Origin of the sequence: Brachybacterium sp. GU-2 (assembly GCF_030866705.2) — a bacterium.
GTDB classification, from domain to species: domain Bacteria; phylum Actinomycetota; class Actinomycetes; order Actinomycetales; family Dermabacteraceae; genus Brachybacterium; species Brachybacterium conglomeratum.
This window is the reverse complement of record NZ_CP133037.2, coordinates 1,591,433-1,615,466: the sequence shown is the minus strand read 5'-3', so window position 1 is coordinate 1,615,466 and position 24,034 is coordinate 1,591,433. Positions and strand designations below refer to the sequence as shown.

The following is a 24,034-nucleotide window of genomic DNA, read 5'->3' as shown; positions in this document are numbered from 1 at the left end:
TTCCGGCTCACGCTCCCGGGTTGATCTCCCGGATCGCCGCGATGATCTCGCGGTGCCGGCGTCGCTGCGCGGGATGCTGCTCCTCGGGCACGTCCTGGCCCAGCACCGCCGCCCAGATCGGGACCATCTCCTCGTGGTACGAGTGGCCGTGCCCGCCCGGCGCCGCGATCGACAGCGGCATGTCCGAGGCGACCTGCCAGAAGGTGATCCAGGGGAACCATCGCATCGCCGGGGTGACGTCGTGCCCCACCCGCTCCTGGAGCCACGCAGGCTCCCGCCACAGCAGCGAGGGGTCGAACCACACCACCGGGTCCGAGGGATGCTGGGCGAAGACCACGCGCGGGCTCTCCCACGGCACGTACAGCCCGCCCCAGTAGTTGCGGTCCAGGTCGCGCGGTCGGGTGACCACGCGGACGTGCCGGCCGTCGTCGATGATCGGCGCGACCGCGGGGGAGCCGGGCCGTGCGCGCTTCGTCAGCTGCTCCCACAGCGGCGTGAAGCTCGGGGTGCCGGTCCACACCGCCCCGTCGACCGTGCGCAGCAGCTCGGGCAGGTCGCGGAACGCGGCGGTGCCGCCGAAGGCGCCCAGCGACTCGCCGGCCACGTACAGGCGCGGACGCCGCTGGGGCGGGAGCTGCGCCATCCGGCGCCGCACGCCCTGGACCAGCAGCGCGCCGGCGCGCTGCGGGGAGCGGCGGTCGGCGAGATAGGTGAGGGGGCTCGGGAAGTACGAGTACTGGAGGGAGGCGGTCGCGCAGTTCCCCGCGGTGAGGAACTCGATCGCGGACAGCGACCACTCCTGCAGCCAGCCGGTGCCGGTCCCGGTGAACAGCACCAGCACCTCCCGGTCCCAGGCGCCGGTGCGGTCCAGCTCCGCGATCACCGCCTCGACCGTGTCCTCGAGGGTGCGGGAGCCGGACTTCGCGGCGTACACGCGGATCGGCTCGGCCGCCTCACGGCCGACGGTGCGGGAGATCGTGGCCGCCTCCGCGCCGGCGGAGACGATCTTGCGGCCGGGCGCGCCGAGGGACTGCCAGGTCTCCAGCGATCCCGGCCCGCCCGAGCGCAGCGCGGAGGTGGGGCGGGGCACGTCGGGGGAGATCAGCCGGTTCGCGGCGTCGGCCCGTTCGATCATGCCCTCGAGCACCCGCCCGCGGATCAGCCGGTCCACCACCACCGCGACCGTCGCGGCGGTCAGCAGTAGCGAGGCGACGCCGACCACACGCGCCGGCAGGTAAGGGCGCAGCAGTGAACGGTAGAAGCGCGCGGTCGCGACGGTGGACCGGGCGGCGAGGAGCGCGGCGAGGGAGAACCCGGCGCCGGCCGCGGTGCCGACCAGGTGCGTGGCGAGGTTCTTGGGCTCCTGGTGGACCAGAAGGCTGATCTCCCGCTGCCGCATCACCCCGCGCACCCACGAGTAGGCGGTGATGCCGACGAGGGCGCACGCCCCCGCCCAGCGGGCGCGGCGGCGATGGTCCGGGGCGATGTCCACCTCGAGGCCGATCGCGGCGCCGGCGCGGCGCACGGCACGGCCCGCGAGGGCGCCGGTGGCGTAGCCGTAGACCTCCGACAGCCCGATGTTCGCCGCCCACATCCACCAGGTGCGGGGCAGCAGGCTCGGGGAGGTCGAGATCCATGCGGTCAGCGAGGCGCCGAGGAAGCCGCCGGTGTCCAGCGGGGCGGCGATCGCCGAGCGGCGCGCCCCGAGCCGCGCCCGGCGGGTGGTGCGGCGCAGCGCTCGCGCGGCGCCGCCGGTGAGGCCGGTCAGGGAGGACAGTGCCGAGGCGGGGCCGAAGCGCATGGGGGAAGGCTAACGGAGGACCCCAGTCAGGCGCGATGCGCTCCCTCCGTACCCTGGTGCCATGAAGATCCTGCTTCCCGACACCATGCCGCTGGACCCGACGCTGCCGGAGGGCTGGGAGGCGGTCGTGGTCGACGCCCGCGCCGAGATCCCCGCCGCCCACCACGACGCCGCCGCGCTCGTGGTCTGGGGCTCCTCCCGCCGCCATCTCGCCTCCGCCGCCGCGGACCTGCCGCAGCTGCGGCTCGTGCAATCCCTCGCCGCCGGGGTAGAGGGGATCCTCGCCGCCGGCTTCGCCGACGACGTCGTCGTCGCCACCGGCGCGGGCCTGCACTCGAGGACCGTCAGCGAGCACGCGCTCGCCCTGCTGCTCGCCCTCGTGCGGCGACTGCCCGAGGCGGGCGAGGCGCAGGCGCGGCACGTGTGGAGCGGCGAGCTCGGCGGGCTGCAGCCCCTGCACCCCGAGGGCCGGCTCACCACGCTGCTCGGCGCGCGCGTGCTGGTCTGGGGCTTCGGCAGCATCGGGCAGACCCTCGCCCCGATGCTGCAGGGCCTCGGCGCCGAGGTGCGCGGCGCCGCTCGCAGCGCCGGCACCCGCGCCGGCGTCGAGGTGATCTCCGAGGCCGATGTGCCCGCTGCTCTGCCGGACACCGACGTGCTGGTGAACATCCTGCCCGCCACCGAGCGCACCGCCGGGATCGTGGGTCGCGAGGTGCTCGCCGCGCTGCCGGACCACGCGATCCTCGTCAACGTCGGCCGCGGCGCGACCGTCGACCAGGTCGCGCTGCGCGAGGCGCTCGAGGCGGGGACCCTCGGCGCGGCCGCTCTCGACGTCACCGAGCCCGAGCCGCTCCCGGAGGGCGATCCGCTGTGGGAGGCGCCGCGCCTGCTGATCACCCCGCACGGCGCGGGAGGCCGGCCCGTCGGCGCCGACGAGCGGATCGCCGCGAACCTCCGCGTCCTGGTCGAGGGCGGCGAGGTGCTGCACCCGGCCGCGCGCTGACGCCGCGCCGGGGCGCCTCAGCCGGCGAGATCGGCGGCGAGGCGCTCGACGGCCCGGGCCGAGGTCTCCGCGACCACGTCGATCTCGAGGTGGAACTGCTGACCGGCGGCGGGACCGCACAGGTCCGAGACGGCGCGCAGCGCCACGAAGGGCACGCCGAGCGCCCCGGCGGTGCGGGCGGTGGCGGTGGTCTCCATGTCGGCGCTGAGCGCGCCGGGGAACCGCTCCCGCATCGGGTCCGCCAGCGGGGCGGTGACGAAGGCGTCGCCGGCGAGCATCAGCCCGCGCCGCACCGCGGCCGCCTCGGCGCGGGCGGCGCGCTCGGCCCGGTCCGCCCAGGCCGTCTCGGCCACGATCCGCTCGGGCCCGCCGGGCAGCTGCCCGGGGGCGTAGCCGAAGGCGGTCGCGTCCGCGATCGACCAGGCGAAGGACTCGCCCACGATCACGGTGCCGACCTCCACGTCGGCGGCGAGACCGCCGCAGGAGCCGGCGGCGACCACGAGGGCGGGGGAGAGGGTGAGGATCCCCCAGGTCGCGGCCGCGGTCGCGGCGGCGACGCCGATGCCGGTGGTGACCACCACCGCGTCCGTGCCGGCGAGACGACCGCGGACGGCCGCGACCGGGGCGGGGAAGGGGACCTCGACCGGGGCGGGGTCCTCGAGGCGGGAGGTCAGCGGTGCGGCCTCCTCGGGCATCGCGACGAGGACCAGCAGGGGAGCGGGGGCGGAGGTCTCAGGCATGCTCGAAGCGTACCGGCGGAACGGAGCCCGGCCGGTGCCGCTCCCGCACCGTCCAGGCGGGTTCGTTAGTCTGGGCGGACCGGCACAGAGGCGGCCCGAGCGGCCGCGGACAGGAGGGCAAGCGATGGGTCGCATCCGAGACGCCGTGGTGACGGGGGCTCGCGCCGCCGCGAGGATCCCGATCCCCTCCGCCCTCACCCATCAGGCGCTGCGCGAGGCCCGCAGCCCGCAGCCTCCCTCGCACGTGCTGAAGTCCCATGCGATCGAGCAGGAGATGATCGGCCGCACCCGCACCGTGTGGCTGGACCGCCACCACCGCGGCAACGGCCTGATCATCCACCTGCACGGCGGCGCCTACGTCTCGGGCCCCTTCACCAGCGACTGGGCCTGGCTCTCCCGCCAGGTCGAGGCGCAGGACTGCGCCGGGCTCATGGTCGACTACCGCAACGCCCCAGACCACCAGCACCCCGTCGCCCGGGACGACGTCGAGGCGGTCCTCGCCGCGCTCGCGGCGGACGGACGGCTGGGCGAGGGCCCGTGGGTCCTCAGCGGCCAGCACTCCGGCGGCGGGCTCGCCGTGGTCGTCGCGCGGCGACTGGTCGAGCAGGAGTCCGAGGCGCTCGCGCCGGTGCCCGCCCCGGCCGCGATCGTGCTGATGTCGCCCTGGCTGGACCTGGAGCTGTCCGCCGCGTGGATGAGCGAGACGGACCAGTCCGATCCGGTGCACGAGCGGCGCCTGCTGCGCGATGCGGCCCGCCGCTACGCCGGGCGCACCCCGCTGGACGATCCGGACCTCTCCCCGATCAACCGGGGCCTGGAGGGCCTGCCGCCGCTGCACCTGAGCGTCGGCCAGAAGGACCTCTTCGCCTCCGACGCGCGGGTCGCGCGTCTCCAGCTCGAGGAGAACGGCGAGGAGGTCGCCTATCGGGAGATCGGCGGCCGCCTCGGTCTGCAGCTGATCCCCCGCAAGGGCGAGGACATCGAGCGGCTGCACCGCGAGCAGTCCGAGCTGATCGGCCGCGCCCTGGGCCGGAAGGATCAGGAGGGCCGGCAGGGCTGAGCGGCCCCGTCAGCCCTCGAGAATCACGAGCGAGGAGGCGGGGGCGGCGACGGTCCAGCGGTGCCGCGGCATCGCCTTCACCAGCCCCGCCACGAGCAGAGCGTGGCCCACCAGGTAGGTCAGCATCACCAGCTCCGTGCTGAACGCGATCGCGGCGCCAGCCAGGAACCAGTCCATCCCCAGCAGCGAGCTCGACAGCAGGAACAGGGTGCCTCCCGTCCAGGTCAGGCCGTTGCCGCCGGCGGAGAGGAAGGCCATCGTCGCCAGCGCCACCGCATAGGCGGCCACCATCGGCAGCAGGGAGCCGGCCCCGTCCGCGCAGGCGACGAACAGCCCGATCACCACGGCGCCGTAGGGGATCGCGAGCGCGATGCGCATCGGGTCGCGGGAACGGGTCCACAGCGGCACGAGGGCGGCCGAGTAGCAGATCAGCGCGCCCAGGAAGCCGACCACGGCGAGCATCCCGCTGCTCTCGACGGGGACCTGCCCCACGCTGTCTCCGATCCATGCGCAGACCAGGGCGCCGAGCATGAGCCCCGTCGTGCGGGAGCGGTACGGGGCCGCGGTGAGCACCACGGCGATGAGCAGCGGGGCGAACATCGGCTGGGTGATCCGGCCGATCAGATCCGAGTCGGCCAGGAGCGCGCCGAGGTGGACCAGTGCGAGGAGCGCATAGGCCCCCCACAGGGCGCGATGGGCCGAACGGATCGTGGACACCGTCCCAGCGTAGGAAGCAGATCCTGGCTCTGACCAGGGATCGACCGCCGGACTGGGGCACGTTTGGGTAACGGCGGACACGGTTCGGTCACGACCGGGGAGGGATGTCCGAATTGCCGCGCCGGGGGTGCCCTCACATCTGCTGCGGCGCCTCCACCCCGAGCGCGTCGAGGCCCTCGACGAGCACCCGCTCGGCGAGCTGCGCGAGGGCGAGACGACCCGCGCGCACCTCCGCGTCGTCCTCCTTGAGGATCGGGGAGGCGTCGTAGAACGCGGTGAACGCCTGCGCGAGGGAGAAGAGATAGGCGCACAGTCGGTGCGGCTCGTACTCCGCGCCGACGGAGGCGAGGACCGGGCCGAACTCGAGCAGCTGCAGCGCGAGCGCCCGCTCCGCGTCGTTGACGACGAGCGGCGCGTCCGCGGCGGTGACGCCGGCCGTCTCGGCCCGTCGGCCGATCGAGCGGATCCGGGCCACCGCGTACTGGAGATAGGGCGCGGTGTTGCCGGTCAGCGCCAGCATCCGGTCGAGGTCGAAGGTGTAGTCCGAGTCGTGCGCGGTGGAGAGGTCTGCGTACTTCACGCCGCCGATCCCGATCGCGTGCGCGATCTGCTCGCGCTCCTGGTCGGAGAGGTCGGGGCGCAGCTCGTCGATGACGGTGCGGGCCTTCGCCACGGCCTCCTCCAGCAGCGCCATCAGCCGCAGCGAGGCGCCGGAGCGGGTGCGCAGGATCTTGCCGTCCTCACCGAGCACGGAGCCGATCTTCACATGGGTCGCCTCGACCTCGTCCGGCAGCCAGCCCGCCTCCCGCGCGGTGGCGAACACCATCCGGAAGTGCAGCTCCTGCGCGGTGCCGACGACATAGGCGATGCGGTCAGCCCCGAGGTCCCGCACGCGATGGCGGATCGCGGTGAGATCGGTGGTGGCGTAGCCGTAGCCTCCGTCGGTCTTGCGGATGATCAGCGGCAGCGGCTGCTCGTCGCGCCCCGTGAAGCCCTCCGGGAACACGCACAGCGCCCCGTCGGAGATCCGGGCGATCCCGGCGGCCTCCAGATCGTTGCAGGTGGTCTCGAGCTGGTCGTTGTAGGTCGACTCGCCGGCGAGGTCCTCGTCGGTCAGCGTCACGTCCAGCATCTCGTAGATGCGGTGGAAGTACTCCTTGGACAGCCCCACCAGGTGCCTCCAGATGCGCAGCGACTCGGCGTCTCCGGACTGGAGGGTCGCCACGCGCCGACGCGCTCGCGCGGCGAAGCCGGACCCGCCGTCGGCGGCGGCCTCGGAGGCGTCGAACTTCGCGCGCGCCGCCTGGTAGAAGGCGTTCGGGTCGGTCTTCAGCAGCTCCGCCTCGGCGCTGTCCTCGCCCACCTCGAGGAGGTGCTCGATGAGCATCCCGAAGGGGGTGCCCCAGTCGCCGATGTGGTTCTGGCGCACGACGGTGTGGCCGAGCTTCTCGAGGGTGCGGGCGATCGAGTCGCCGACGACGGTGGTGCGCAGGTGGCCGACGTGCATCTCCTTGGCCACGTTCGGCGCCGAGTAGTCGAGCACCACGGTGTCCGGGTGCTCGGGAGCGGGCACGCCGAGCCGGGCGTCGGCCGCGAGCTCGGCGGCCTGCGCGGCGACCCAGTCGGTGCGCAGGCGGATGTTCAGGAAGCCGGGACCGGCGATCTCCGGGGTCTCCGCCATGTCCGAGAGGTCCACGGCCGCGAGGATGTCCGCGGCGATGTCGCGGGGCTTGCGGCCGAGGCGCTTGGCCAGTCCCATCGCGGCGTTGCACTGGAAGTCCGCGAACTGCGAGGGGCGGATGATCGGATCGGCGTCCGCGAACTCGGGCCCGAAGGCGGCGGCGAAGGCGGACTGGAAGCGCTCGGTCAGCGCGATCTCGGGAGCTGGCATGGCTCCCAGAGTAGTGGCCCTCCCGCACGGTCGGGGGACAGCCCCCTGGCCGCGGACAGCAGCGGTGCCTACCCTGGCCCCATGCGTTCCCTCCTGAGCCTGGTCCTGAACATCATCTGGCTGCTGACCGCCGGCTGGTCGCTCTTCCTCGGCTATCTCCTCGCCGGGATCCTGGCCTGCCTCCTCGTCCTCACGATCCCGTTCGGACTCGCGTCCTTCCGCATCGCGGGCTTCGTGATCTGGCCCTTCGGCCGCGAGGTCGTCGACACCGGCCGCAGCGGCGCCGCCGGCACGATCGGCAACGTGGTCTGGTTCGTGATCGCCGGCTGGTGGCTCGCGCTCGGCCACGTCGTCACCGCGCTCGCCCAGGCCGTCACCATCATCGGCATCCCGCTCGCGTGGGCGAACCTCAAGCTGATCCCCGTGACCTGCTTCCCCTTCGGCAAGGAGATCCTCGACGCGGACTCGGCCCGCGCCCGCATGCTCCCCACCGCGCGGTGAGCATGGCGCATCACGGCGTCGACCAGGACGAGTACCGCCGCCTCAGCGACCTGCTCGCCGTGGGCCTGGCCGTGGTCAGCACCCGGCAGGGGCCCCACGACCTGCTCGTCACCGTCGACTCCTATCTCGACATCTCCTACGACCCGCCGACGATGGGTCTGGCCCTGTACGGACTCTCCCGCGCCGCGGAGGCGGTGGAGGAGGCGGGCCACTGCTGCCTGAGCCTGCTCGCCGAGGACCAGCAGGCGCTCGCCGACCGCTTCGGCACCCCCGGCGCGCCGCTGCAGGGGATGCTCGCCGGGATCGAGGCGGGGCGCACCGCCGACGGGGACGCGATCCTCCCCGGCGCGCTCGCCCACTTCGCGCTGCGCATCGAGCAGGGCGTCGACGCTGCCACTCACCGCCTCCTGATCGGTCCCGTCGTCGAGATGGGACAGGGCGGTGGCGGTGCCGAGGCGGGCCCCGCGATCCGCTTCGCGGGGAGAAGCGGGAGCTGCGGCCGTGAGCGCCCTGCTGCGCCTGGCCCTGCGCGCGGTCGCCCGGGCCGGCCGCTTCGACGTCCGCGAGGACTACCAGCGCATCCGCACCCTCCAGCGGCGTCTGGCCGCACTGCCGACGGCCCGCTACCGAACCCCCACCTGGGACACCTTCTCCGACGCCCCCGACGGGCACCGCGTGCCGGTGCGGGTGTTCGCGCCGACCGAGCGGCGCCGCGAGGACCTGCTGCTGTTCTTCCACGGCGGCGGCTGGGTCACCGGCGACATCGAGAGCTACACCCCCGCCTGCGCCACCATGGCGGACCTCACCGGCTGCCACGTCGCCTCCGTCGACTACCGCCTCGCCCCCGAGCACCCCTTCCCCGCCGGGCTCGAGGACTGCTACGGCGTCGCGCGCGGCCTGCTGGAGGACCCGGGCCGGGCGGGTCTGACGGACCCGGACCGGATCGTCCTGGTCGGAGACTCGGCGGGAGGGAACCTCGCTGCCGCCGTCTCGCTGCTGCTGCGCGAGAGCGGCCACCGCGTCCCCTCGCGCCAGATCCTGCTCTACCCGGTCACCCACTACGACCACGACCCCGCCACCTCCCCCTTCGAGTCCGTGCGCCGGCTCGGCGACCGCTACCGGCTCACCAGCACGGAGGTCCAGGACTATCTCGACCTGTACGTCCCGTACCCCTCGCTGCGCCGCAGCCGCCTGGTCGCCCCGCTGATGGCCGAGGACCTCTCCGGACAGCCGGACACCCTCCTGCTCAGCGCGGGCCTGGACCTGCTGTGCGACGAGGGGGAGGCCTACGGCCGGGCGCTCGCCGCGGCCGGGAACCGGGTGCGCATCCACCGCCTCGAGGAGGCGCTGCACGGGGTGATCACCCTGCCCCGCTTCGCGCGCCCCCTGAGGGAGGCGTACGAGGTGATCGACGAGTTCCTGGAGCAGGGGCCGTGAAGCTCTCCCTGCCGGTCCGGCGACGGCACTGGGTGCGCCTGGACAACGCCTCGAACATCTTCCTCGCCGCCCGCAGCGACGTGGACACCAAGGTCTTCCGCATGGCCGCCGAGCTGGACCACGAGGTCGACCCGGCGCTGCTGCAGGAGGCCCTTGAAGCGACCTACGAGCGCTTCCCGCTCTACCACGCAGTGCTGCGCCGCGGCGTGTTCTGGTACTACCTCCAGGACAGCGACCTCCGCCCCGTCCTCGAACCGGAGACCGAGCACACCTGCGCCCCGATCTACCAGGCCGACCGCCGCACCCTGCTGTTCCGCGTCGTCCACCATCGCCGCCGGGTGAGCCTCGAGGTGTTCCACGCCCTCTCCGACGGGACCGGGGCGCTGTGGTTCCTGACCGCCCTGCTGGAGGAGTACTGCCGTCGCCGCTTCGCCCCCGAGGACACGGCCGACGCGGCGGGCTCGGTCGAGCCGGAGGTCCACGAACTGGCCGCCGACTCCTTCGCCCACCACTTCCGTCGGCGCACACGGGCCGAGCGCGCCGCCCGGGCGCGGGAGGAGCAGGAGCGGGCCGCGCACGAGGAGGAGTTCAGCCGCGAGGCCGCCTCCGCGATGCTGCGCGCCGGGGAGGAGGAGCCCGAGATCGCGGAGGAGCCTGCGGGAGAGGAGACCGACGCCCCCGACCCGGCCCCGCCCGCGCCGCGACGGGTGCTGCGCCTGCGCGGCACCCGCACCCCCGACCACCGCACCCGCGTCCTCGAGCTGACGATGCCCGTGGCGCCCGTGCTCGCCCTCGCGAAGGGGGAGGGCGTGGCGATGTCGATGTTCCTCACCGCCGCGTTCTTCGAGGCGATCCGCCGCACCGGCGCGCTGGAGCGGGACGCCCGCGGCGCCCGCACCCTCGCCGCCTCGGTGCCGGTGAACCTGCGCCAGTTCTTCCCCTCCGACTCGGCACGCAACTTCTTCGCCACGATCACCGTCTCCCACACCTACGGCGCCGGCGGCGACTCCCTCGGCGAGGTCGCCCGGCAGCTCCAGCAGGACTTCGGCGCCCAGGCGCGGCCGGAGGCGCTCGAGGGGAGGCTGCGCCGCCTGATCCGGGTGGAGCGCGCTCCGCTGGCCCGGATCGTGCCCCGCCCGCTCAAGGACGTGCTGCTGGGGCTGGCCAACCGGGCGAACAACCGCTCGCTCACCGTCGCGATCTCGAACCTGGGCCGGGTGACGCTGCCCGAGGCCGCCGCCCCGCACGTCGGCCGGATGCTCTTCCACGTCTCCGCCGCCCGGCCCCAGTTCTGTGCCATCTCCCACGCCGGCCTGCTCACGATCTCCTTCACCTCGCCCTTCGTGGAGACGGAGCACGTGCGGGAGTACGCGCGGATCCTCACCGAGGCCGGCATCGAGGTGTCCGTGGCCGCGTCCCGGACCACCGAGGCGGAGCTCGCGGAGGTGGGGCGATGAGGAGATGCCCCGACTGCGCGGTCGGCGTCGAGGGGGAGTGGACCCGCTGCCCCCTGTGCGCGGCGACGCTCGAGGGCACCGCTGCGCCGAGCCCCTATCCGGCGGTGCCGCTGCGCTTCCGGCGCCGCCGCGTGCTGCGCGTGCTCACGCTGACCTCGCTGGCGGTGATCGCGCTGTCCTTCCTCGCCCAGCTGCTGTTCCGTCCCGAGGAACAGGGCCTGGGGGCGCTGCGCTCGGTGTGGCTGGGCGTGGTCGCGACCTGGCTGGTGGTGCTGGTCGCGGTGGGCAAGCGCCGCAACCTCGCGAAGTTCATCGTCTATCTCGTCGCGCTCGCCGGCGGCGTCTGCGTGTACTGGGACTACCTGACCGGCTGGGACGCCTGGTCCCTCACCTTCGTGGTGCCGATCCTGTGCGCCGCCTCCCTGATCGGACTGGTGATCACGGTGCGGGCGGTGCGGATGCAGGTGGGCGACTACATCGTCTATCTCGGGCTGACGGTGCTGCTGGGGCTCACCCCGATCGTGTTCCTGGCGCTGGGCTGGGTGGGCACCGTGATCCCCTCGGCGATCTGCGGCGGTCTGAGCGTGCTCTCCATCGTGCTGCTGCTGACGGTGCGCGGCGGCGCGGTGCGGCACGAGCTGGCCACGCGCCTGCACCTGTAGCGAAGATCCCACGGCGCGCCGACGGTCCCTGCGCCCCCGCGCTCCCTAGGATGCGAGGGGCAGACTTGCGCCCGGGCGGCCGTCCGGGCGACGAACAGCAGGAGAGAAGGTCGATGGACAGGGATCCGCGCTCGGAGGAGGACCAGGACGCCGACTGGATCTTCGCCATCGACGACCCCCACAGCCTCCCCACCGACCGCCTCCCCGGCCGCGAGGAGTTCGACCGCTACGCCCAGCCGCTGCTGGCACGCCGCGGGCAGGGCCCGGCGCTGCCGGACCGAGACCGCCCCGGCACCGAGCCCGACGCGGTCACCGGCGCGATCCCCGCGGTGGAGGGCGAGGAGGACGGCTCCGACGGGACCGACGACGACACCGTCGCCCCGCTCGCCCGCCCCCGCGTCGTCTCCTATGCCCGCTCGGGCACCACCCCGAACGCCGAGGACGACGAGATCCCGATCGCCGGCTTCCAGCTGCCGGAGCGCTTCAAGGACCTGGGCCTGTTCGACGCGCTGCGCGACGTGCTCGCCCTGATCTGCCTCACCTCCGCCCTCACCACCACCTTCACCGTCGCGGACAACCCGGTCCTGGATCTGCTGGGCCGGATCTCGATCGGCGTCGCGCTCGCCGCGCTGGTCGCCGTCCACGCCCTGCGCTGGATCCCCGCCGCGCCGCCGCTGCGCGCGATCCGCACGCTGCGCGTGGCGGGCATGGCCCCCGCCCTCGTCATCGCCCTGCTCGTGCTCGGCGCCGACCTCGTGCTCTCCCTCCCGGTGCTCTTCGCCCCCCTGCCCGACGGGCCCCCCGTCGGGATCGGCGTCGGCGTCTCCCTGCTGCTGCTCGGCGCGATCCTCGGCATCGAGCCGCGCGCCCACGAGGGCTATCTCCCGCAGGAGCGGGCTCGCCGCGCCGCTCGGCGGCTGCTCCTCGGGGTCGGGATCGCCGCGGCCGCCGCGCTGCTGCTGGCGCTGGTGATGATCGTCGGCCGCCTGTTCACCACCGGCTGGGCGTTCTCGCTGATGACCTTCGCGAACACGCTGATCTCCGCGTTGCTGCTGGCCGTGGTGCTGGCCTCCGCGCTGCGCCGGGAGCGCTCCTGGTACGTCTTCTCCACCGCCGTCGTCGCCGCTCTCGCGGTCGGGGCGCTGGCCGACAACACCCTCGGGCTGCAGTTCGCCGCCCCGATCAGCGTCGCTCGCGGCTTCGTCTACCTGCCATTCCTCTTCGCCGCGCTGGGGCTGATGGTCTCCCGCTCCTTCGTGCGCTCCATGCCGCTGTCCTTCCGCCGCACCGACTGGCTGGTGTACTCGGTGCGCGCCCTCGAGCTCAGCGCCCTGATGCACTCCGCCGCGGTGCTGTGGCACCTGATGGGCGCCCTCGCGGCGACCTCCGTGCCCCGCCCCGGCGGCCCCGTCCTGCACCTGGTCGACGCCGCGGTCTGCGCCTGCTTCGTGCTGGTCTCCGTCTTCGGCCGCACCGCGCTGCTCTCCCGTCCCGCGGTCAGCGCCCGAGCCAGCGGGGTCGTCGCCTCGCTCGTCCTGGTCGTCGTCGGCTTCCTCGACGTCATCGTGAGCTCGATCGCGACCGCGAGCGGCGCGGGCCTGACCACCGGCGGCGTCGCCCTCGTGCTCGGCATCGCCACCGCGCTCATGCTCACGGTCCCCGCCCCCGTGCGGGACGAGTTCGGCGCCCCGGACATCACCCGCATGTTCGCCGACTTCCGCGCCCGCGACAACGGTCGCGTCTCCCTCCTCGACCTGGTCCCGGACGTCACCGAGGCCACCGCCGAGCGGAAGACCTTCCCCGGCCGCTGACCGGCCCGCCGTCCCTCCCCACCCCTGGAGAACCATGTTCCGCTGGAGCCTGCACGGAGACGGCCGCACCGTCGCCTCCGACGCGATCGTCCTGCCCGAGGAGCGGCTCGCCTGGCCGCTGACGATCGGGATCGGCGCCCAGCACGTCATCGCCATGTTCGGCGCGACCTTCCTGGTCCCGGTCATCACCGGCTTCCCGCCCTCGACCACGCTGCTCTTCTCCGGCCTCGGCACCCTGCTGTTCCTCACGATCACGAAGAACCGGGTGCCCAGCTATCTCGGCTCCTCCTTCGCGTTCATCGCCCCGATCACCGCCTCCACCCAGGCCGACTCGATGGGCGCCGCGCTCGGCGGGGTGCTCGTCACCGGCGTGCTGCTGGCCCTGCTGGGCCTGCTCGTGCAGCGGATCGGCACGGGCTGGATCGGCCGGCTCATGCCGCCGGTGGTGATGGGCTCGATCGTCGCGCTGATCGGCCTGAACCTGGTGCCCACCACGTACTAGAACAACTTCTCGCAGGCCCCGGTCACCGCGACCCTCACCCTGATCGCGATCCTGCTGTGCACCGCCCTGTTCCGCGGACTGCTGGGACGCATCAGCGTGCTGGTCGGCGTGGTCGTCGGCTACCTGATCGCGCTCGCCCGCGGCGAGGTCGACTTCACCGCGGTGCGGGAGGCGGCCTGGCTGGGTCTGCCCGAGTTCCACCACCCGGAGTTCAACCTCGGCCTGATGCCGATCTTCCTGCCCGTGATCGTGGTGCTGCTGGCGGAGAACGTCGGCCACGTGACCAGCGTCGGCACCATGACCGGGAAGAACCTCGACCACATGGTGGGGCGCACCCTCTTCGCCGACGGCGCCGCGACCGCGCTGTCGGCCACCTTCGGCGGCTCGCCGACGACCACCTACGGCGAGAACATCGGCGTCATGAGCGCGACCCGCGTCTACTCCACCGCCGCCTACTGGGTCGCAGGCCTGGTGGCGATCGGCCTGTCCCTCTCCCCGAAGGTCGGCGCGCTGATCAACACCATCCCACCGGGCGTGCTCGGCGGCGTGACCTTCGTGCTCTACGGGCTGATCGCGATCGTCGGCTTCCGCATGTGGATCGACGGGAAGGTCGACTTCGCCCGCCCGAAGAACCAGCTCACCGCCGGCGTCGCCCTCGTCATCGCGATCGCGGACCTGCACTGGGAGGTCGGCGGCTTCGCCTTCACCGGCATCGCGCTCGGGACCGTGGCGGCGCTGGTCGTCTTCCACGGCATGCGCGGGATCGGCCGCCTGACCGGCACCGAGCGCGGCCCGGCCGACGGGCGCGCCGACCAGGATCGGGAGCCTGCTCGACGCCGGCGATGAGGCGCGACTGGAGCGCACCAGCGTGCTCGCGGTCGGGGTCGTCGGCTTCGTGGGCCTCGTCGCCCTCGCCCGAGTACCCGCCGGGCTCATGGTCCCGCTGATCGAGGCGCCGTACCTGGCGTGGCTGCTCTGGCGCTCGCGAGTGTGATGCGCCACGTGCGCCGGGTCGGGCATGTGAGTTCCCCGACCGTCGCGACGGACGGCGCAACAGCGCGGGGAAGCGTGCTGAACTGCGCAGATGCCGGTTGTCCGACCTTCGGACTCCGGATCGGCCTGTTCTCTCCATACCCCGGGCATCCTGCACAGTTGGTGGGAATCCGATAATCGACAAGAAGGGACCGCTATGAGCAGCTCAGGTCACGGCCAGGGAGCGGAGGCGCCCGCGCAGGGCTCCGACATCTCCGCATGGCCCGAAGAGCTCCCCAGGACCGTTCATCTTCCCCGGTCCCAGCAGATCGCCACCGACGACTCCGACGACGAGATCACCGAGAAGCTGCGCCGACAGGGCGCGCGCATCAGCAAGGGCACGATCGCGCCGGCCGTGTTCTGGCCCGCGATGGTCGTCGTGCTCGGCGTCGCGCTGCTGGCGATCGTCTTCCCCGAGACCTCCGGGTCGGTGATGGAGAAATCCCAGAACTGGATCGTGGCGAACCTCGGCTGGTTCTACATGCTGGCCATCGGCATCTTCGTCGCCTTCGCGATCATCGTCGCGCTGTCCCGGTGGGGCTCGATCCGGCTCGGCCGTGACGACGACGAGCCCGAGTTCGGGCTGATGTCGTGGTTCGCGATGCTGTTCTCCGCCGGCATGGGCGTGGGGCTCGTCTTCTACGGCGTCGCCGAGCCGCTCGGCTACACGACGAACAGCCCCAAGCCGGGCTGGGACGTCGAGGGCGCAGAGGCCTCGGGCCTCGCGATGGCGCAGACCTTCCTGCACTGGGGCCTGCACCCCTGGGCCGCCTACGCCGTGATCGGCCTGGCGATCGCGTACGCCATGCACCGCCGCGGCCGTCCCGTCTCGATCCGCTGGGCCCTCGAGCCGATCTTCGGCGACCGGGTGAAGGGCTGGATCGGCGACGTCATCGACGTGCTCGCGATCTTCGGCACCGTCTTCGGCATCGCGACCTCGCTGGGCCTCGGTGCCCAGCAGATCGCCGCCGGCATGCAGGTCATCGGCCTGGTCGACGAGGTCTCCACGAACTTCCTGGTGATCCTGATCGTGGTGATCACCTTCATCGCGACCCTCTCCGTGGTCTCCGGCGTCGGCGTCGGCATCAAGTGGCTCTCCAACGGCAACCTGACCCTCGCGGGCCTGCTCGCCGTCGCGGCGCTGCTGTTCGGCCCCACCGTGTTCATCTTCCAGAACTTCGTGGAGTCCCTCGGCATCTACCTCAGCGAGGTCTTCCACCTGACCCTCGACGTCGGCGCGTATACCCGCTCCGAGGAGGCGCAGAGCTGGTTCGCCGGCAACACCCTGTTCTACTGGGGCTGGTGGATCGCCTGGGCGCCGTTCGTCGGCGTGTTCATCGCCCGCATCTCCAAGGGGCGCACCGTGCGCCAGTTCGTGGCCGGCGTGCTGCTGGTCCCCACCCTGGTGGGCATGATCTGGTTCTCGATCTGGGGCGGCAACGGCCTGTTCCGCCAGTGGTTCGGCACCGGCGACCTCGGCGACATCACCGCCGAGGAATCGATGTTCCGCATCTTCGAGCAGTTCCCCGCCACCCAGCTGCTGTCGGTGCTCGGCATCATCGTGGTCGCGGTCTTCTTCATCACCTCCTCGGACTCCGGCTCGCTGGTGGTGGACATGCTCGCCTCGGGCGGCCATCCGAACCCGCCGATGTGGTCCCGCGTGCTGTGGGCGCTGCTGGAGGGCCTGCTCGCCGCGGCGCTGCTGCTCTCGGGCGGCCTGACCTCCCTGCAGGCCGGCTCGCTGATGACCGCGCTGCCGTTCAGCGTGATCCTGCTGCTGATGTGCGTGGCGCTGGTGAAGGCGCTGAGCCTGGACCGGGCGGTGCTGGCCGAGCACGAGCGCCTCGCCCGCCTGGAGCGGGTCACCGCGCACATCACCGACGAGGTGAGCCGCACCCACGCCTCGACCGACGAGATCGCCTCGCTGGTCGACGACCGCATCGACTACCGCCTCACCCGCACCCGCGGCGGCATCGGTCGCGGCGGTCACCGCACGCGGGTCGAGGGTAGGAAGAGCGCGCCCAGCGCGCCGAGCGCTCCGCCCGCGGAGGACTGACCCTCCCGCCTCCCGTGCCGACGGCCGGCGCCCTGCTGAGGGCGCCGGCCGTCGTCATGTCACGAGGGAGAAGAGGTCCTTCGGGTCGTCGGGGTCGGCGACGAGGTCCACCCATCCCAGCAGGTCCGTGCCCTCGGTCGCGTCCAGCGCGCAGCGCAGCGCCGAGAAGTCCCCGAGCGCGAAGCCGACGGAGTCCAGCACCGTCACCTCGGCGTCGGAGGTGCGGCCCGAGGCGTCCCCGGCGAGGATCCGCCACAGCTCGGTGACCTCGACGTGGGCGGACAGCTGCTGGATCTCGCCCTCGATCCGGGTCTGCGGCTCGTACTCGACCACCACCCGCGCCTCCTCGAGGATCGTCGGGTCCAGCTCGGTCTTGCCCGGGCAGTCGCCGCCGATGGCGTTGAGGTGCATGCCGGGACGCACCTGCTCGCTGTGCAGCACCGCGGCCCGGGCCTTGTCCGCCGTGCAGGTGGTGACCACGTCGGCGCCCTCGAGCACGTCCTCGATCGAGCTCGCGGCGTGGATCTCGAAGCCGAGCGGGACGAGATTGCGCCGCACCTTCTCCACCGCCGCCTCGTCGAGGTCCAGCACGCGCAGACGGTCGATCCCGAGCACGGTCCGCATCGCGAGCGCCTGGAACTCGGCCTGCGAGCCCGCCCCGATCAGGGCGTGGACGCGGGCGCCGGGCAGGGCGAGCTCGCGCGCGGCGAGCGCCGATGTCGCGGCGGTGCGCAGCGCGGTCAGCAGCGTCATCTCGGAGAGGAGGATCGGGTAGCCGTTGTCGACGTGGGCGAGCACGCCGAAGGCCGTCACGGTCTGCAGCCCGCGGGCGGGGTTGTGCGGGTGGCCGTTGACGTACTTGAAGGAGTACAGCGATCCGTCGCTGGTCGGCATCAGCTCGATCACCCCGTGCGGGCTGTGGCTGGCCAGTCGCGGGACCTTCTAGAAATCCTCCCAGCGCAGCAGGTCGGACTCCAGGTATCGCACCATCCCCGCGAGGATGTTCTCGAGGCCGTCGCGGCGGATCCAGCGGACGGTGCCGGGGACGTCGAGCAGGTGAGGCATCGTTCTCATCTCCTGTCGGGGGGCGCGTCGTCGCGCGGGGGTCGAGGAGTGCTCCACCCCCAGCGTAGGCCGACGGGCGGGCCGACCGGCGCGGAACCGGTCGACCCGCCCGTCGGCGGCGTGCTCAGTACTCGATGACGACGCGGCCGTCGATCTTGCCCTCCTTCATCTCGCCGATGATCTGGTTGATGTCCTCGAGCGAGCGGCGCGAGTAGGTGGGGTGGATCTTCCCGGCCGCGTAGAACTCGATCGCCTCGGCGAGGTCCTGGCGGGTGCCGACGATCGAGCCGCGGATCGTCAGGCCCTTCAGCACGATGTCGAAGATCGGGGCGGGGAAGTCGCCCGGGGGCAGGCCGTTGAACACGATGGTGCCGCCACGGCGGGTCATCCCGATCGCCTGCCCGAAGGCCTTGGGGTGCACGGCGGTGACGAGAACGCCGTGGCTGCCGCCGACCTGCTCCTGGATCGCCTCGACCGGGTCGACCCGGCTCGCGTCCACCACGATCTCTGCGCCGTGCTTCGTGGCCAGGTCGAGCTTCTCCTGGGCGATGTCCACCGCGATCACGCGCATTCCCATCGCGACCGCGTACTGCACCGCGATGTGGCCGAGCCCGCCGATCCCGGAGATCACGACCCACTGGCCGGGCCGCACCTCGGTGCGCTTGAGACCCTTGTACACCGTCACCCCGGCGCACAGCACGGGGGCGATCTCGTAGGGATCGGCGCCCTCGGGGATCCGGGCGGCGAACCTGGTCTCCACCAGCATGTACTGCCCGAAGGAGCCGTCGACGCTGTAGCCGCCGTTGTTCTGCTCCTCGCAGAGGGTCTCCCAGCCGGTGCGGCAGTACTGGCAGTCGCCGCAGGTGCTCCACAGCCAGGCGTTTCCGATCAGGTCGCCGACCTTCACGTCGGTGACGCCCTCGCCGACCTTCTCGACCGTGCCCACGCCTTCGTGCCCGGGCACGAAGGGCGGGGACGGCTTGATGGGCCAGTCGCCCTCGGCGGCGTGCAGGTCGGTGTGGCACACGCCTGAGGAGATCAGCTTGACGAGAGCCTGGCCGGGGCCGGGCTCGGGCAGCGTGTACTCCTCGACGGACAGGTCCCGTCCGAACTCGTGGACGACGGCGGCGGTCATGGTGGTGGTCATCTCGTGCTCCTTGGTCGGCCCGTTCTCGGGCAGGGGGTGAGGGCGGGCCGTCGACAGAGCGTCGAGGGGCCGCTGCGATGGTGGGATGGATGCTGCGGGGAGGGTCGGCTCAGAAGAAGCCGAGCTTGTTCTCCGAGTAGGAGACCAGGAGGTTCTTGGTCTGCTGATAGTGGTCGAGCATCATCAGGTGGTTCTCGCGGCCGATGCCGGAGGACTTGTAGCCGCCGAACGCGGAGTGCGCCGGGTAGGAGTGGTAGTTGTTCACCCACACGCGACCGGCCTGGATCGCGCGACCCGCGCGGTAGATGGTGTTCTGTTGGCGGCTCCACACGCCCGCGCCGAGCCCGTAGAGGGTGTCGTTCGCGATCGAGATCGCCTGCTCGTAGTCGCTGAACCGGGTCAGCGCCAGCACCGGGCCGAAGATCTCCTCCTGGAAGATGCGCATGGAGTTGTCGCCCTCGAAGACCGTGGGGGTGACGTAGTAGCCGCCCGAGAGGTCCCCGCCGAGGTCGGCGCGCTCGCCGCCGGTGAGCAGCTTCGCGCCCTCCTGCTTGCCGATGTCGAGATAGGACAGGATCTTCTCGAGCTGGTCGTTGCTGGCCTGCGCGCCGATCATGGTGTCGGTGTCCAGCGGGTCGCCCTGCTTCGTGGCCTCCACGCGGGCGATGCCGTCGGCGACGAAGGAGTCGAAGATGCCCTCCTGCACCAGGGCGCGCGAGGGGCAGGTGCACACCTCGCCCTGGTTCAGGGAGAACATCGCGAAGCCCTCGAGAGCCTTGTCGTAGTAGGAGTCCTGCTGCGAGGCGACGTCCTCGAAGAAGATGTTCGGGCTCTTTCCGCCGAGCTCCAGGGTGACCGGGATGAGGTTCTGGCTCGCGTACTGCATGATGAGCCGGCCCGTGGTGGTCTCGCCGGTGAAGGCGATCTTGGCGATGCGCTTGTTCGAGGCGAGCGGCTTGCCGGCCTCGGCGCCGAAGCCGTTGACGATGTTGACCACCCCGTCGGGCAGCAGGTCGCCGATCAGCTCGACGAGCACGAGGATCGATGCCGGCGTCTGCTCGGCGGGCTTGAGCACCACGCAGTTTCCGGCGGCGAGGGCCGGGGCGAGCTTCCACACCGCCATCAGGATCGGGAAGTTCCAGGGGATGATCTGCCCCACCACGCCCAGCGGCTCGTGGAAGTGGTAGGCGACGGTGTCGTCGTCGAGCTGGGAGAGCGCGCCCTCCTGGGCGCGGATCGCGCCGGCGAAGTAGCGGAAGTGATCCACGGCCAGCGGCAAGTCGGCGTTCAGCGGCTCGCGGATCGCCTTGCCGTTGTCCCAGGTCTCGGCGACGGCGAGCATCTCGAGGTTCTCCTCTATGCGGTCGGCGATCCTGCCCAGGATCACCGCGCGCTCGGCGACCGAGGTCTTCCCCCAGGCGGGGGCGGCGGCGTGGGCGGCGTCGAGCGCGAGCTCGATGTCCTCGGCCGTGGAGCGGGCGACCTCGGTGAAGACCTGGCCGGTGACGGGGGTGGGGTTCTCGAAGTACTCGCCCTTGACGGGCGGTACCCACTGCCCGCCGATCCAGTTCTCGTAGCGGGGCTTGAAGGTGACCTTCGCACCTTCTGTGCCGGGGCGTGCGTAGACAGTCATGGCATTCCCTTCTGCGGTCGACGTCGTCGTCGGTGCGTCGAACGTAATCCACGTCACGTTGCATGCACGTTGCGCGGGCGCTGCGACTGCGACGTCAGGCCGTCTCGCCCCGCAGCTCCCGGGCCCGAGTCGCGGCGGCCGTCCGCTCGGAGGCGTCGGCCGGGGCGATCTGCAGGATCGTCATGAGCACCTCGAGGTCGTGCGCGGCTTCGGGCCGCTGCGCGTAGGCCCACAGCTGCGCGGCGTCGCCGCTCCCGAGTACGAGCTCTCGCAGATGGTCGTCCACCTGGGCGCTCAGACGGCGGATCGCGGGAGCGTCGGAACCGGGCAGCAGCTCGCCGCTCCAGTGCGCGAGCGCCGTGTCCAGGTCGCCGCGCGCGAGGGCGGACCGTGTCTGCTGCAGGTCGCTGTCGACCTCGCCCTGAAGTCGGTAGGGGCGTGAGGCGATCGCGGGCCCGCCGTTCACCTCGAGCACGCGCCGCAGGCGCACCACCTCGGCGCGGACGGTGCTCTCGGCGGAGGCGCCGCCGTGGAGGTCCTCGGCGAGCTCCGCTCCACGCACCCCGACGGGGGCCAGGTGCAGGAGGGTCAGCAGCTCGGCGTGGCGGCCGCTCAGCTCGACGGCGTCCTCGCCGAGGAGGAGCTGCGGGGTGCGGCGCCCGGTGAGCAGCAGGTGGGCGGGTGCGGCGGGGGCGCGTCCCGCGGCCTGTGCGCGCAGCTCCGCCTGGAGGGCGCGCGAGGTCGCCTGGAGCAGCGGCAGCACCAGGGGCGCGACCGCGTCCGCGCTGCCGGTGACGTCGAGCACCCCGATCGTCGACCCGGTGCGCGGGTCCAGCACCGGCACGGCGCTGCAGCTCCACGGCTGCAACGCCTCGTTGAAGTGCTCGGCGCCCACCACCTGGGTGGGGGAGCCGGTGGTGAGGGCGAGCGCGGGGGCGGAGGTGCCCATCGCGGGCTCGGACCAGTCGGCGCCGGCGGCGAAGCCCATCGCATCGGCTCGGGAGGTCACGGAGGAGCGGCCCTCGACCCAGAGCAGCCTGCCCTCCGCGTCGCCGAGCGCGACCACGAGCCCCGCGTCGACGGCCGGCTCGATCAGTCGCGAGCGCAGCAGCGGCAGCATGGCGGAGAAGGGGTGCGCGCGGCGCGCCCGGGCGAGCTCGTCCCCCTCGAGCACGGCGCGTGCGGTGCCCGCCCCGTCGGGCAGTGCGGCCAGGGAGCGCCGCCAGGAGTCCAGCACCGGGGCGCGCACAGGCCACGGTGTCTCGTCGGGGAGGCTCTGCGCCCGCAGATCCTCGTGCGCTCGCCGCAGCTGCGCCTGGTAGACGGAATCCGTCGGCGACCAGTCGGTGACGGTCATCCTGCCTCGCTCACGATCCACCTCGTCGTCGTTCGTGCCACAGGTGCGATGACGGTACCCCGGCGGGGGAGGGGTCGCAACGAGATCCGGCGCGGCCGGACACGGGTCCGGGAGGAGACCGAGCGGTCGGCGTCCGAGCTCTTCCCTCCTCCGTGCGGTCCCGGCGATCTAGGTTGGGAGGAGACCGCAGGTGCCATCGCCCCACCGCATACCCGGTGGGCAGAGGAGGAGCACGCCATGAGAGTCGCCGTCATCGGAGCCACCGGGAACGTCGGGACCGAGGTGCTCGCAGCCCTCGCCCGCCGGCCCGAGGTCACCTCGGTCCTCGGAATCGCGCGGCGTCTCCCCGTGCGCACCGAGGAGCCGTACGCGAGCGCGGAGTGGGCCGCGATCGACATCGGGGGCGCGACGCCTGCGCAGGAGGCGATCGCCGAGCTCACCGAGGCGCTGCGTGGAGCGGACGCCGTCATCCATCTCGCCTGGCTGATCCAGCCCAACTCTCACCGGGACCTCCTGCGCCGGGTGAACGTCGAGGGGACGGCTCACGTGGGCCGGGCCGCCGCGGAGGCGGGGGTCGGCACCCTGGTGGTCGCCTCCTCGGTCGGTGCCTATTCTCCGTCCCCGGGACGGGAGGTCCGTGACGAGTCATGGCCTACGGGCGGCGTGCGCACCTCCCACTACAGCGTGGACAAGGTCGCCCAGGAGCAGGTCCTCGACGAGATCGAGCGTATGCACCCCGCGATGACGCTCACCCGCCTGCGCCCCGCGCTGATCTTCCAGGGGGACGCCGGCTCCGAGATCCAGCGCTACTTCCTGGGCCGATGGATGCCCGTGCAGCTGCTGCGCGCCGGGCGGCCGCCGCTGCTCCCGCTGCCGCGCGGGCTGCGGATCCAGGCGGTGCACGCCCGCGACGTCGCCGAGGCGTACGCCGCCGCGGCCGTGGCAGAGGTGCCCGGCGCCTTCAACATCTGCGCGGACGACGTGCTCGACGTGCGGGACCTCGCTCACCTCGTGGGCACGGGGCGAGCGATCGAGCTTCCCGTGCCCGCGGTGCGCGCCGCGCTCGCCACAGTGCACCGCGCAGGTCTGGTCGCCGCGGACCCCGGATGGCTGGACATGGGCATGAACGTCCCCGTGATGGACAACGCCCGCGCCGACCGCGAGCTGGGCTGGCGGCCCCGTCACAGCGCCGCCGACGCCCTCTCCGAGCTGCTCGAGGGGATGGCCGACGGCCGGGGCACCGGCTCGGTGCCGATGCGTGCGCGCGACAGCCGACGGGCGCGCCTCGCGGTCGACGGGACCTCCGCGGGCGAGGGCGCGGGCGGCGACGCCGGGGCCTCGCCGCGGATCGACACCGGGCTGCTCGGGCTCTACCTCTCCGACCACCTCACCGGGGCCGCCGCCGGCGCAGCCCGCATCGACCGGATGGCCGCCGACTTCGTGGACACGCCCGTCCACCCCGTGCTCTCTTCGATCGCCGAGCAGATCCGTGCCGAGCGGCGCTTCCTCCACCAGCTCATCGACGACCTCGGACTGCGACGCCGGCGCTACCGGCAGGCCGCGGCCCGGCTCGGCGAGCATGCGGGCCGTCTGAAGAGCAACGGGCGGCTCGTCGCGCGCTCCCCGATGACGATGGTGCTCGAGGCGGAGCTGATGCGCAGCGCGGTGATCGGCAAGCGGGGCAGCTGGCTCACCCTCGCCGACAACGCCCAGGAGCTCGGACTGGACGAGGACCGGTTCCGCGAGCTCGCCGAGCAGGCGCTGCACCAGTTCGAGCAGCTCGAAGCGGTCCACGCCTACGCCCGCCGGCGCGCGTTCCGCACCGACCGGGGGACCTTCGAGCCGCCGGAATGAGAGGAACGAGGCGCAGGGCGGTGCGGTCGGTGCGTGACGAGCGCACCGACCCCCCTGTCCCTGTACCTCGACCGTCTCACTGCAGCGCTGTCCATGGCGACGGGCTCCGCCGCGCCGCATGACGCGATCCCACGGCTTCGACCCCGTGGGCGACGCGGGCCGCCGCAGCGGCGCCCCCGCCTACGGCTTCGACACGACACGCCCCGACGGCGCACGCCTCCAGCTGTACTCCGTGCCCGGCTCCACGGTGATCCGCCTGTCCGGCGTCCCCGTGGAGCCGTCGGAGTGCGACGGCTGAGAGCTCCCGC

Annotated in this window: 18 protein-coding genes and 3 pseudogenes; 13 read left to right on the top strand and 8 right to left on the bottom strand. The window is 72.7% G+C overall.

The genetic code is table 11. From position 1 onward, the window contains the following. Positions 1-7: 7 nt before the first annotated feature. Positions 8-1,801, bottom strand: coding sequence for an alpha/beta hydrolase (locus tag RBL05_RS07395; protein WP_308740059.1), 1,794 nt, complete (start codon positions 1,799-1,801; stop codon positions 8-10). 61 nt (positions 1,802-1,862) lie between these two features. Between RBL05_RS07395 and RBL05_RS07390 the strand changes: the two genes are divergently transcribed. Further along, positions 1,863-2,804: an NAD(P)-dependent oxidoreductase gene (locus tag RBL05_RS07390; RefSeq protein ID WP_308740060.1), complete on the top strand. Its 942-nt coding sequence runs from the start codon at positions 1,863-1,865 to the stop codon at positions 2,802-2,804. A 17-nt stretch (positions 2,805-2,821) separates the two neighbouring features. Here the strand turns inward: RBL05_RS07390 and mtnN are convergent, their stop codons facing one another. Next, a complete protein-coding gene (mtnN, locus tag RBL05_RS07385) occupies positions 2,822-3,544 on the bottom strand; it encodes a 5'-methylthioadenosine/S-adenosylhomocysteine nucleosidase (RefSeq protein ID WP_263309839.1) in 723 nt (240 codons plus the stop codon). Positions 3,545-3,668: 124 nt separating this feature from the next. Between mtnN and RBL05_RS07380 the strand changes: the two genes are divergently transcribed. Continuing rightward, positions 3,669-4,604, top strand: a complete 936-nt coding sequence (locus RBL05_RS07380) for an alpha/beta hydrolase fold domain-containing protein (protein WP_308740061.1) — start codon at positions 3,669-3,671, stop codon at positions 4,602-4,604. Between the two features lie 9 nt (positions 4,605-4,613). On the opposite strand, the gene RBL05_RS07375 is transcribed toward RBL05_RS07380, so the two are convergent. Together RBL05_RS07375 and argS are read right to left on the bottom strand one after the other, a co-directional pair. After that, positions 4,614-5,321: a lysoplasmalogenase family protein gene (locus RBL05_RS07375; protein ID WP_308740062.1), complete on the bottom strand. Its 708-nt coding sequence runs from the start codon at positions 5,319-5,321 to the stop codon at positions 4,614-4,616. A 133-nt stretch (positions 5,322-5,454) separates the two neighbouring features. Then, positions 5,455-7,212, bottom strand: a complete 1,758-nt coding sequence (gene argS / locus RBL05_RS07370; RefSeq protein ID WP_308740063.1) for an arginine--tRNA ligase — start codon at positions 7,210-7,212, stop codon at positions 5,455-5,457. Positions 7,213-7,293: 81 nt separating this feature from the next. On the opposite strand from argS, the gene RBL05_RS07365 reads away from it, so the two are divergent. The 9 genes and pseudogenes from RBL05_RS07365 (at position 7,294) to RBL05_RS07325 (ending at position 16,670) form a co-directional block, all read left to right on the top strand. Further along, entirely contained in the window at positions 7,294-7,713 is a 420-nt protein-coding gene (locus RBL05_RS07365) for a YccF domain-containing protein (protein ID WP_308740064.1), read from the top strand. A 2-nt stretch (positions 7,714-7,715) separates the two neighbouring features. After that, positions 7,716-8,099: pseudogene (locus tag RBL05_RS07360) on the top strand (flavin reductase family protein); the annotation flags it as partial. 115 nt (positions 8,100-8,214) lie between these two features. Further along, positions 8,215-9,150: an alpha/beta hydrolase gene (locus tag RBL05_RS07355; protein ID WP_308740065.1), complete on the top strand. Its 936-nt coding sequence runs from the start codon at positions 8,215-8,217 to the stop codon at positions 9,148-9,150. Beyond that, a complete protein-coding gene (locus RBL05_RS07350; protein WP_308740066.1) occupies positions 9,147-10,607 on the top strand; it encodes an alcohol acetyltransferase in 1,461 nt (486 codons plus the stop codon). Before RBL05_RS07355 ends, RBL05_RS07350 begins: the two co-directional genes overlap by 4 nt. Continuing rightward, positions 10,604-11,269, top strand: a complete 666-nt coding sequence (locus RBL05_RS07345; RefSeq protein ID WP_263309832.1) for a DUF6320 domain-containing protein — start codon at positions 10,604-10,606, stop codon at positions 11,267-11,269. The genes RBL05_RS07350 and RBL05_RS07345 overlap by 4 nt, the downstream gene beginning before the upstream one ends. A 113-nt stretch (positions 11,270-11,382) precedes the next feature. Beyond that, positions 11,383-13,080, top strand: a complete 1,698-nt coding sequence (locus RBL05_RS07340) for a hypothetical protein (protein ID WP_308740067.1) — start codon at positions 11,383-11,385, stop codon at positions 13,078-13,080. Between the two features lie 34 nt (positions 13,081-13,114). Continuing rightward, positions 13,115-14,428, top strand: a pseudogene (locus RBL05_RS07335) (uracil-xanthine permease family protein). A gap of 22 nt (positions 14,429-14,450) precedes the next feature. Then, positions 14,451-14,576 carry a hypothetical protein gene (locus RBL05_RS07330; protein ID WP_308740068.1) on the top strand — a complete coding sequence of 42 codons (126 nt, stop codon included), beginning with the start codon at positions 14,451-14,453 and terminating at the stop codon, positions 14,574-14,576. A 195-nt stretch (positions 14,577-14,771) separates the two neighbouring features. Further along, complete coding sequence (locus RBL05_RS07325; protein ID WP_263309830.1) at positions 14,772-16,670, top strand: BCCT family transporter; 1,899 nt, start codon at positions 14,772-14,774, stop codon at positions 16,668-16,670. A gap of 54 nt (positions 16,671-16,724) precedes the next feature. Here the strand turns inward: RBL05_RS07325 and RBL05_RS07320 are convergent. From RBL05_RS07320 to RBL05_RS07305, 4 genes and pseudogenes are all read right to left on the bottom strand, one after another. Beyond that, positions 16,725-17,735 (bottom strand): annotated as a pseudogene (locus tag RBL05_RS07320) (ornithine cyclodeaminase). A 124-nt stretch (positions 17,736-17,859) separates the two neighbouring features. Continuing rightward, on the bottom strand, positions 17,860-18,882 hold the full coding sequence (adhP, locus tag RBL05_RS07315) for an alcohol dehydrogenase AdhP (protein WP_308740069.1): 1,023 nt from the start codon (positions 18,880-18,882) through the stop codon (positions 17,860-17,862). Between the two features lie 109 nt (positions 18,883-18,991). Continuing rightward, positions 18,992-20,515 (bottom strand): aldehyde dehydrogenase, encoded by a 1,524-nt coding sequence (adh, locus tag RBL05_RS07310; RefSeq protein ID WP_308740070.1) that lies wholly within the window; start codon positions 20,513-20,515, stop codon positions 18,992-18,994. A 94-nt stretch (positions 20,516-20,609) separates the two neighbouring features. Then, positions 20,610-21,872: a transcriptional regulator gene (locus RBL05_RS07305; protein ID WP_318604235.1), complete on the bottom strand. Its 1,263-nt coding sequence runs from the start codon at positions 21,870-21,872 to the stop codon at positions 20,610-20,612. Between the two features lie 237 nt (positions 21,873-22,109). Between RBL05_RS07305 and RBL05_RS07300 the strand changes: the two genes are divergently transcribed. Then, the gene (locus tag RBL05_RS07300) at positions 22,110-23,726 is read left to right on the top strand and encodes an NAD-dependent epimerase/dehydratase family protein (RefSeq protein ID WP_308740072.1); all 1,617 of its coding nucleotides are present in this window, start codon (positions 22,110-22,112) and stop codon (positions 23,724-23,726) included. A gap of 118 nt (positions 23,727-23,844) precedes the next feature. Further along, positions 23,845-24,024, top strand: coding sequence for a hypothetical protein (locus RBL05_RS07295; RefSeq protein WP_062948547.1), 180 nt, complete (start codon positions 23,845-23,847; stop codon positions 24,022-24,024). Positions 24,025-24,034 lie beyond the last annotated feature (10 nt).

What these genes read in the sequence shown, in the direction of transcription:
- RBL05_RS07395 (WP_308740059.1), bottom strand. Translation starts at nt 1,801, where the DNA reads ATGCGCTTCGGCCCCGCCTCGGCACTGTCCTCCCTGACCGGCCTCACC.
- RBL05_RS07390 (WP_308740060.1), top strand. Translation starts at nt 1,863, where the DNA reads ATGAAGATCCTGCTTCCCGACACCATGCCGCTGGACCCGACGCTGCCG.
- mtnN (WP_263309839.1), bottom strand. Translation starts at nt 3,544, where the DNA reads ATGCCTGAGACCTCCGCCCCCGCTCCCCTGCTGGTCCTCGTCGCGATG.
- RBL05_RS07380 (WP_308740061.1), top strand. Translation starts at nt 3,669, where the DNA reads ATGGGTCGCATCCGAGACGCCGTGGTGACGGGGGCTCGCGCCGCCGCG.
- argS (WP_308740063.1), bottom strand. Translation starts at nt 7,212, where the DNA reads ATGCCAGCTCCCGAGATCGCGCTGACCGAGCGCTTCCAGTCCGCCTTC.
- RBL05_RS07365 (WP_308740064.1), top strand. Translation starts at nt 7,294, where the DNA reads ATGCGTTCCCTCCTGAGCCTGGTCCTGAACATCATCTGGCTGCTGACC.
- RBL05_RS07345 (WP_263309832.1), top strand. Translation starts at nt 10,604, where the DNA reads ATGAGGAGATGCCCCGACTGCGCGGTCGGCGTCGAGGGGGAGTGGACC.
- RBL05_RS07340 (WP_308740067.1), top strand. Translation starts at nt 11,383, where the DNA reads ATGGACAGGGATCCGCGCTCGGAGGAGGACCAGGACGCCGACTGGATC.
- RBL05_RS07325 (WP_263309830.1), top strand. Translation starts at nt 14,772, where the DNA reads ATGAGCAGCTCAGGTCACGGCCAGGGAGCGGAGGCGCCCGCGCAGGGC.
- adhP (WP_308740069.1), bottom strand. Translation starts at nt 18,882, where the DNA reads ATGACCACCACCATGACCGCCGCCGTCGTCCACGAGTTCGGACGGGAC.
- adh (WP_308740070.1), bottom strand. Translation starts at nt 20,515, where the DNA reads ATGACTGTCTACGCACGCCCCGGCACAGAAGGTGCGAAGGTCACCTTC.
- RBL05_RS07305 (WP_318604235.1), bottom strand. Translation starts at nt 21,872, where the DNA reads ATGACCGTCACCGACTGGTCGCCGACGGATTCCGTCTACCAGGCGCAG.
- RBL05_RS07300 (WP_308740072.1), top strand. Translation starts at nt 22,110, where the DNA reads ATGAGAGTCGCCGTCATCGGAGCCACCGGGAACGTCGGGACCGAGGTG.
- RBL05_RS07295 (WP_062948547.1), top strand. Translation starts at nt 23,845, where the DNA reads ATGACGCGATCCCACGGCTTCGACCCCGTGGGCGACGCGGGCCGCCGC.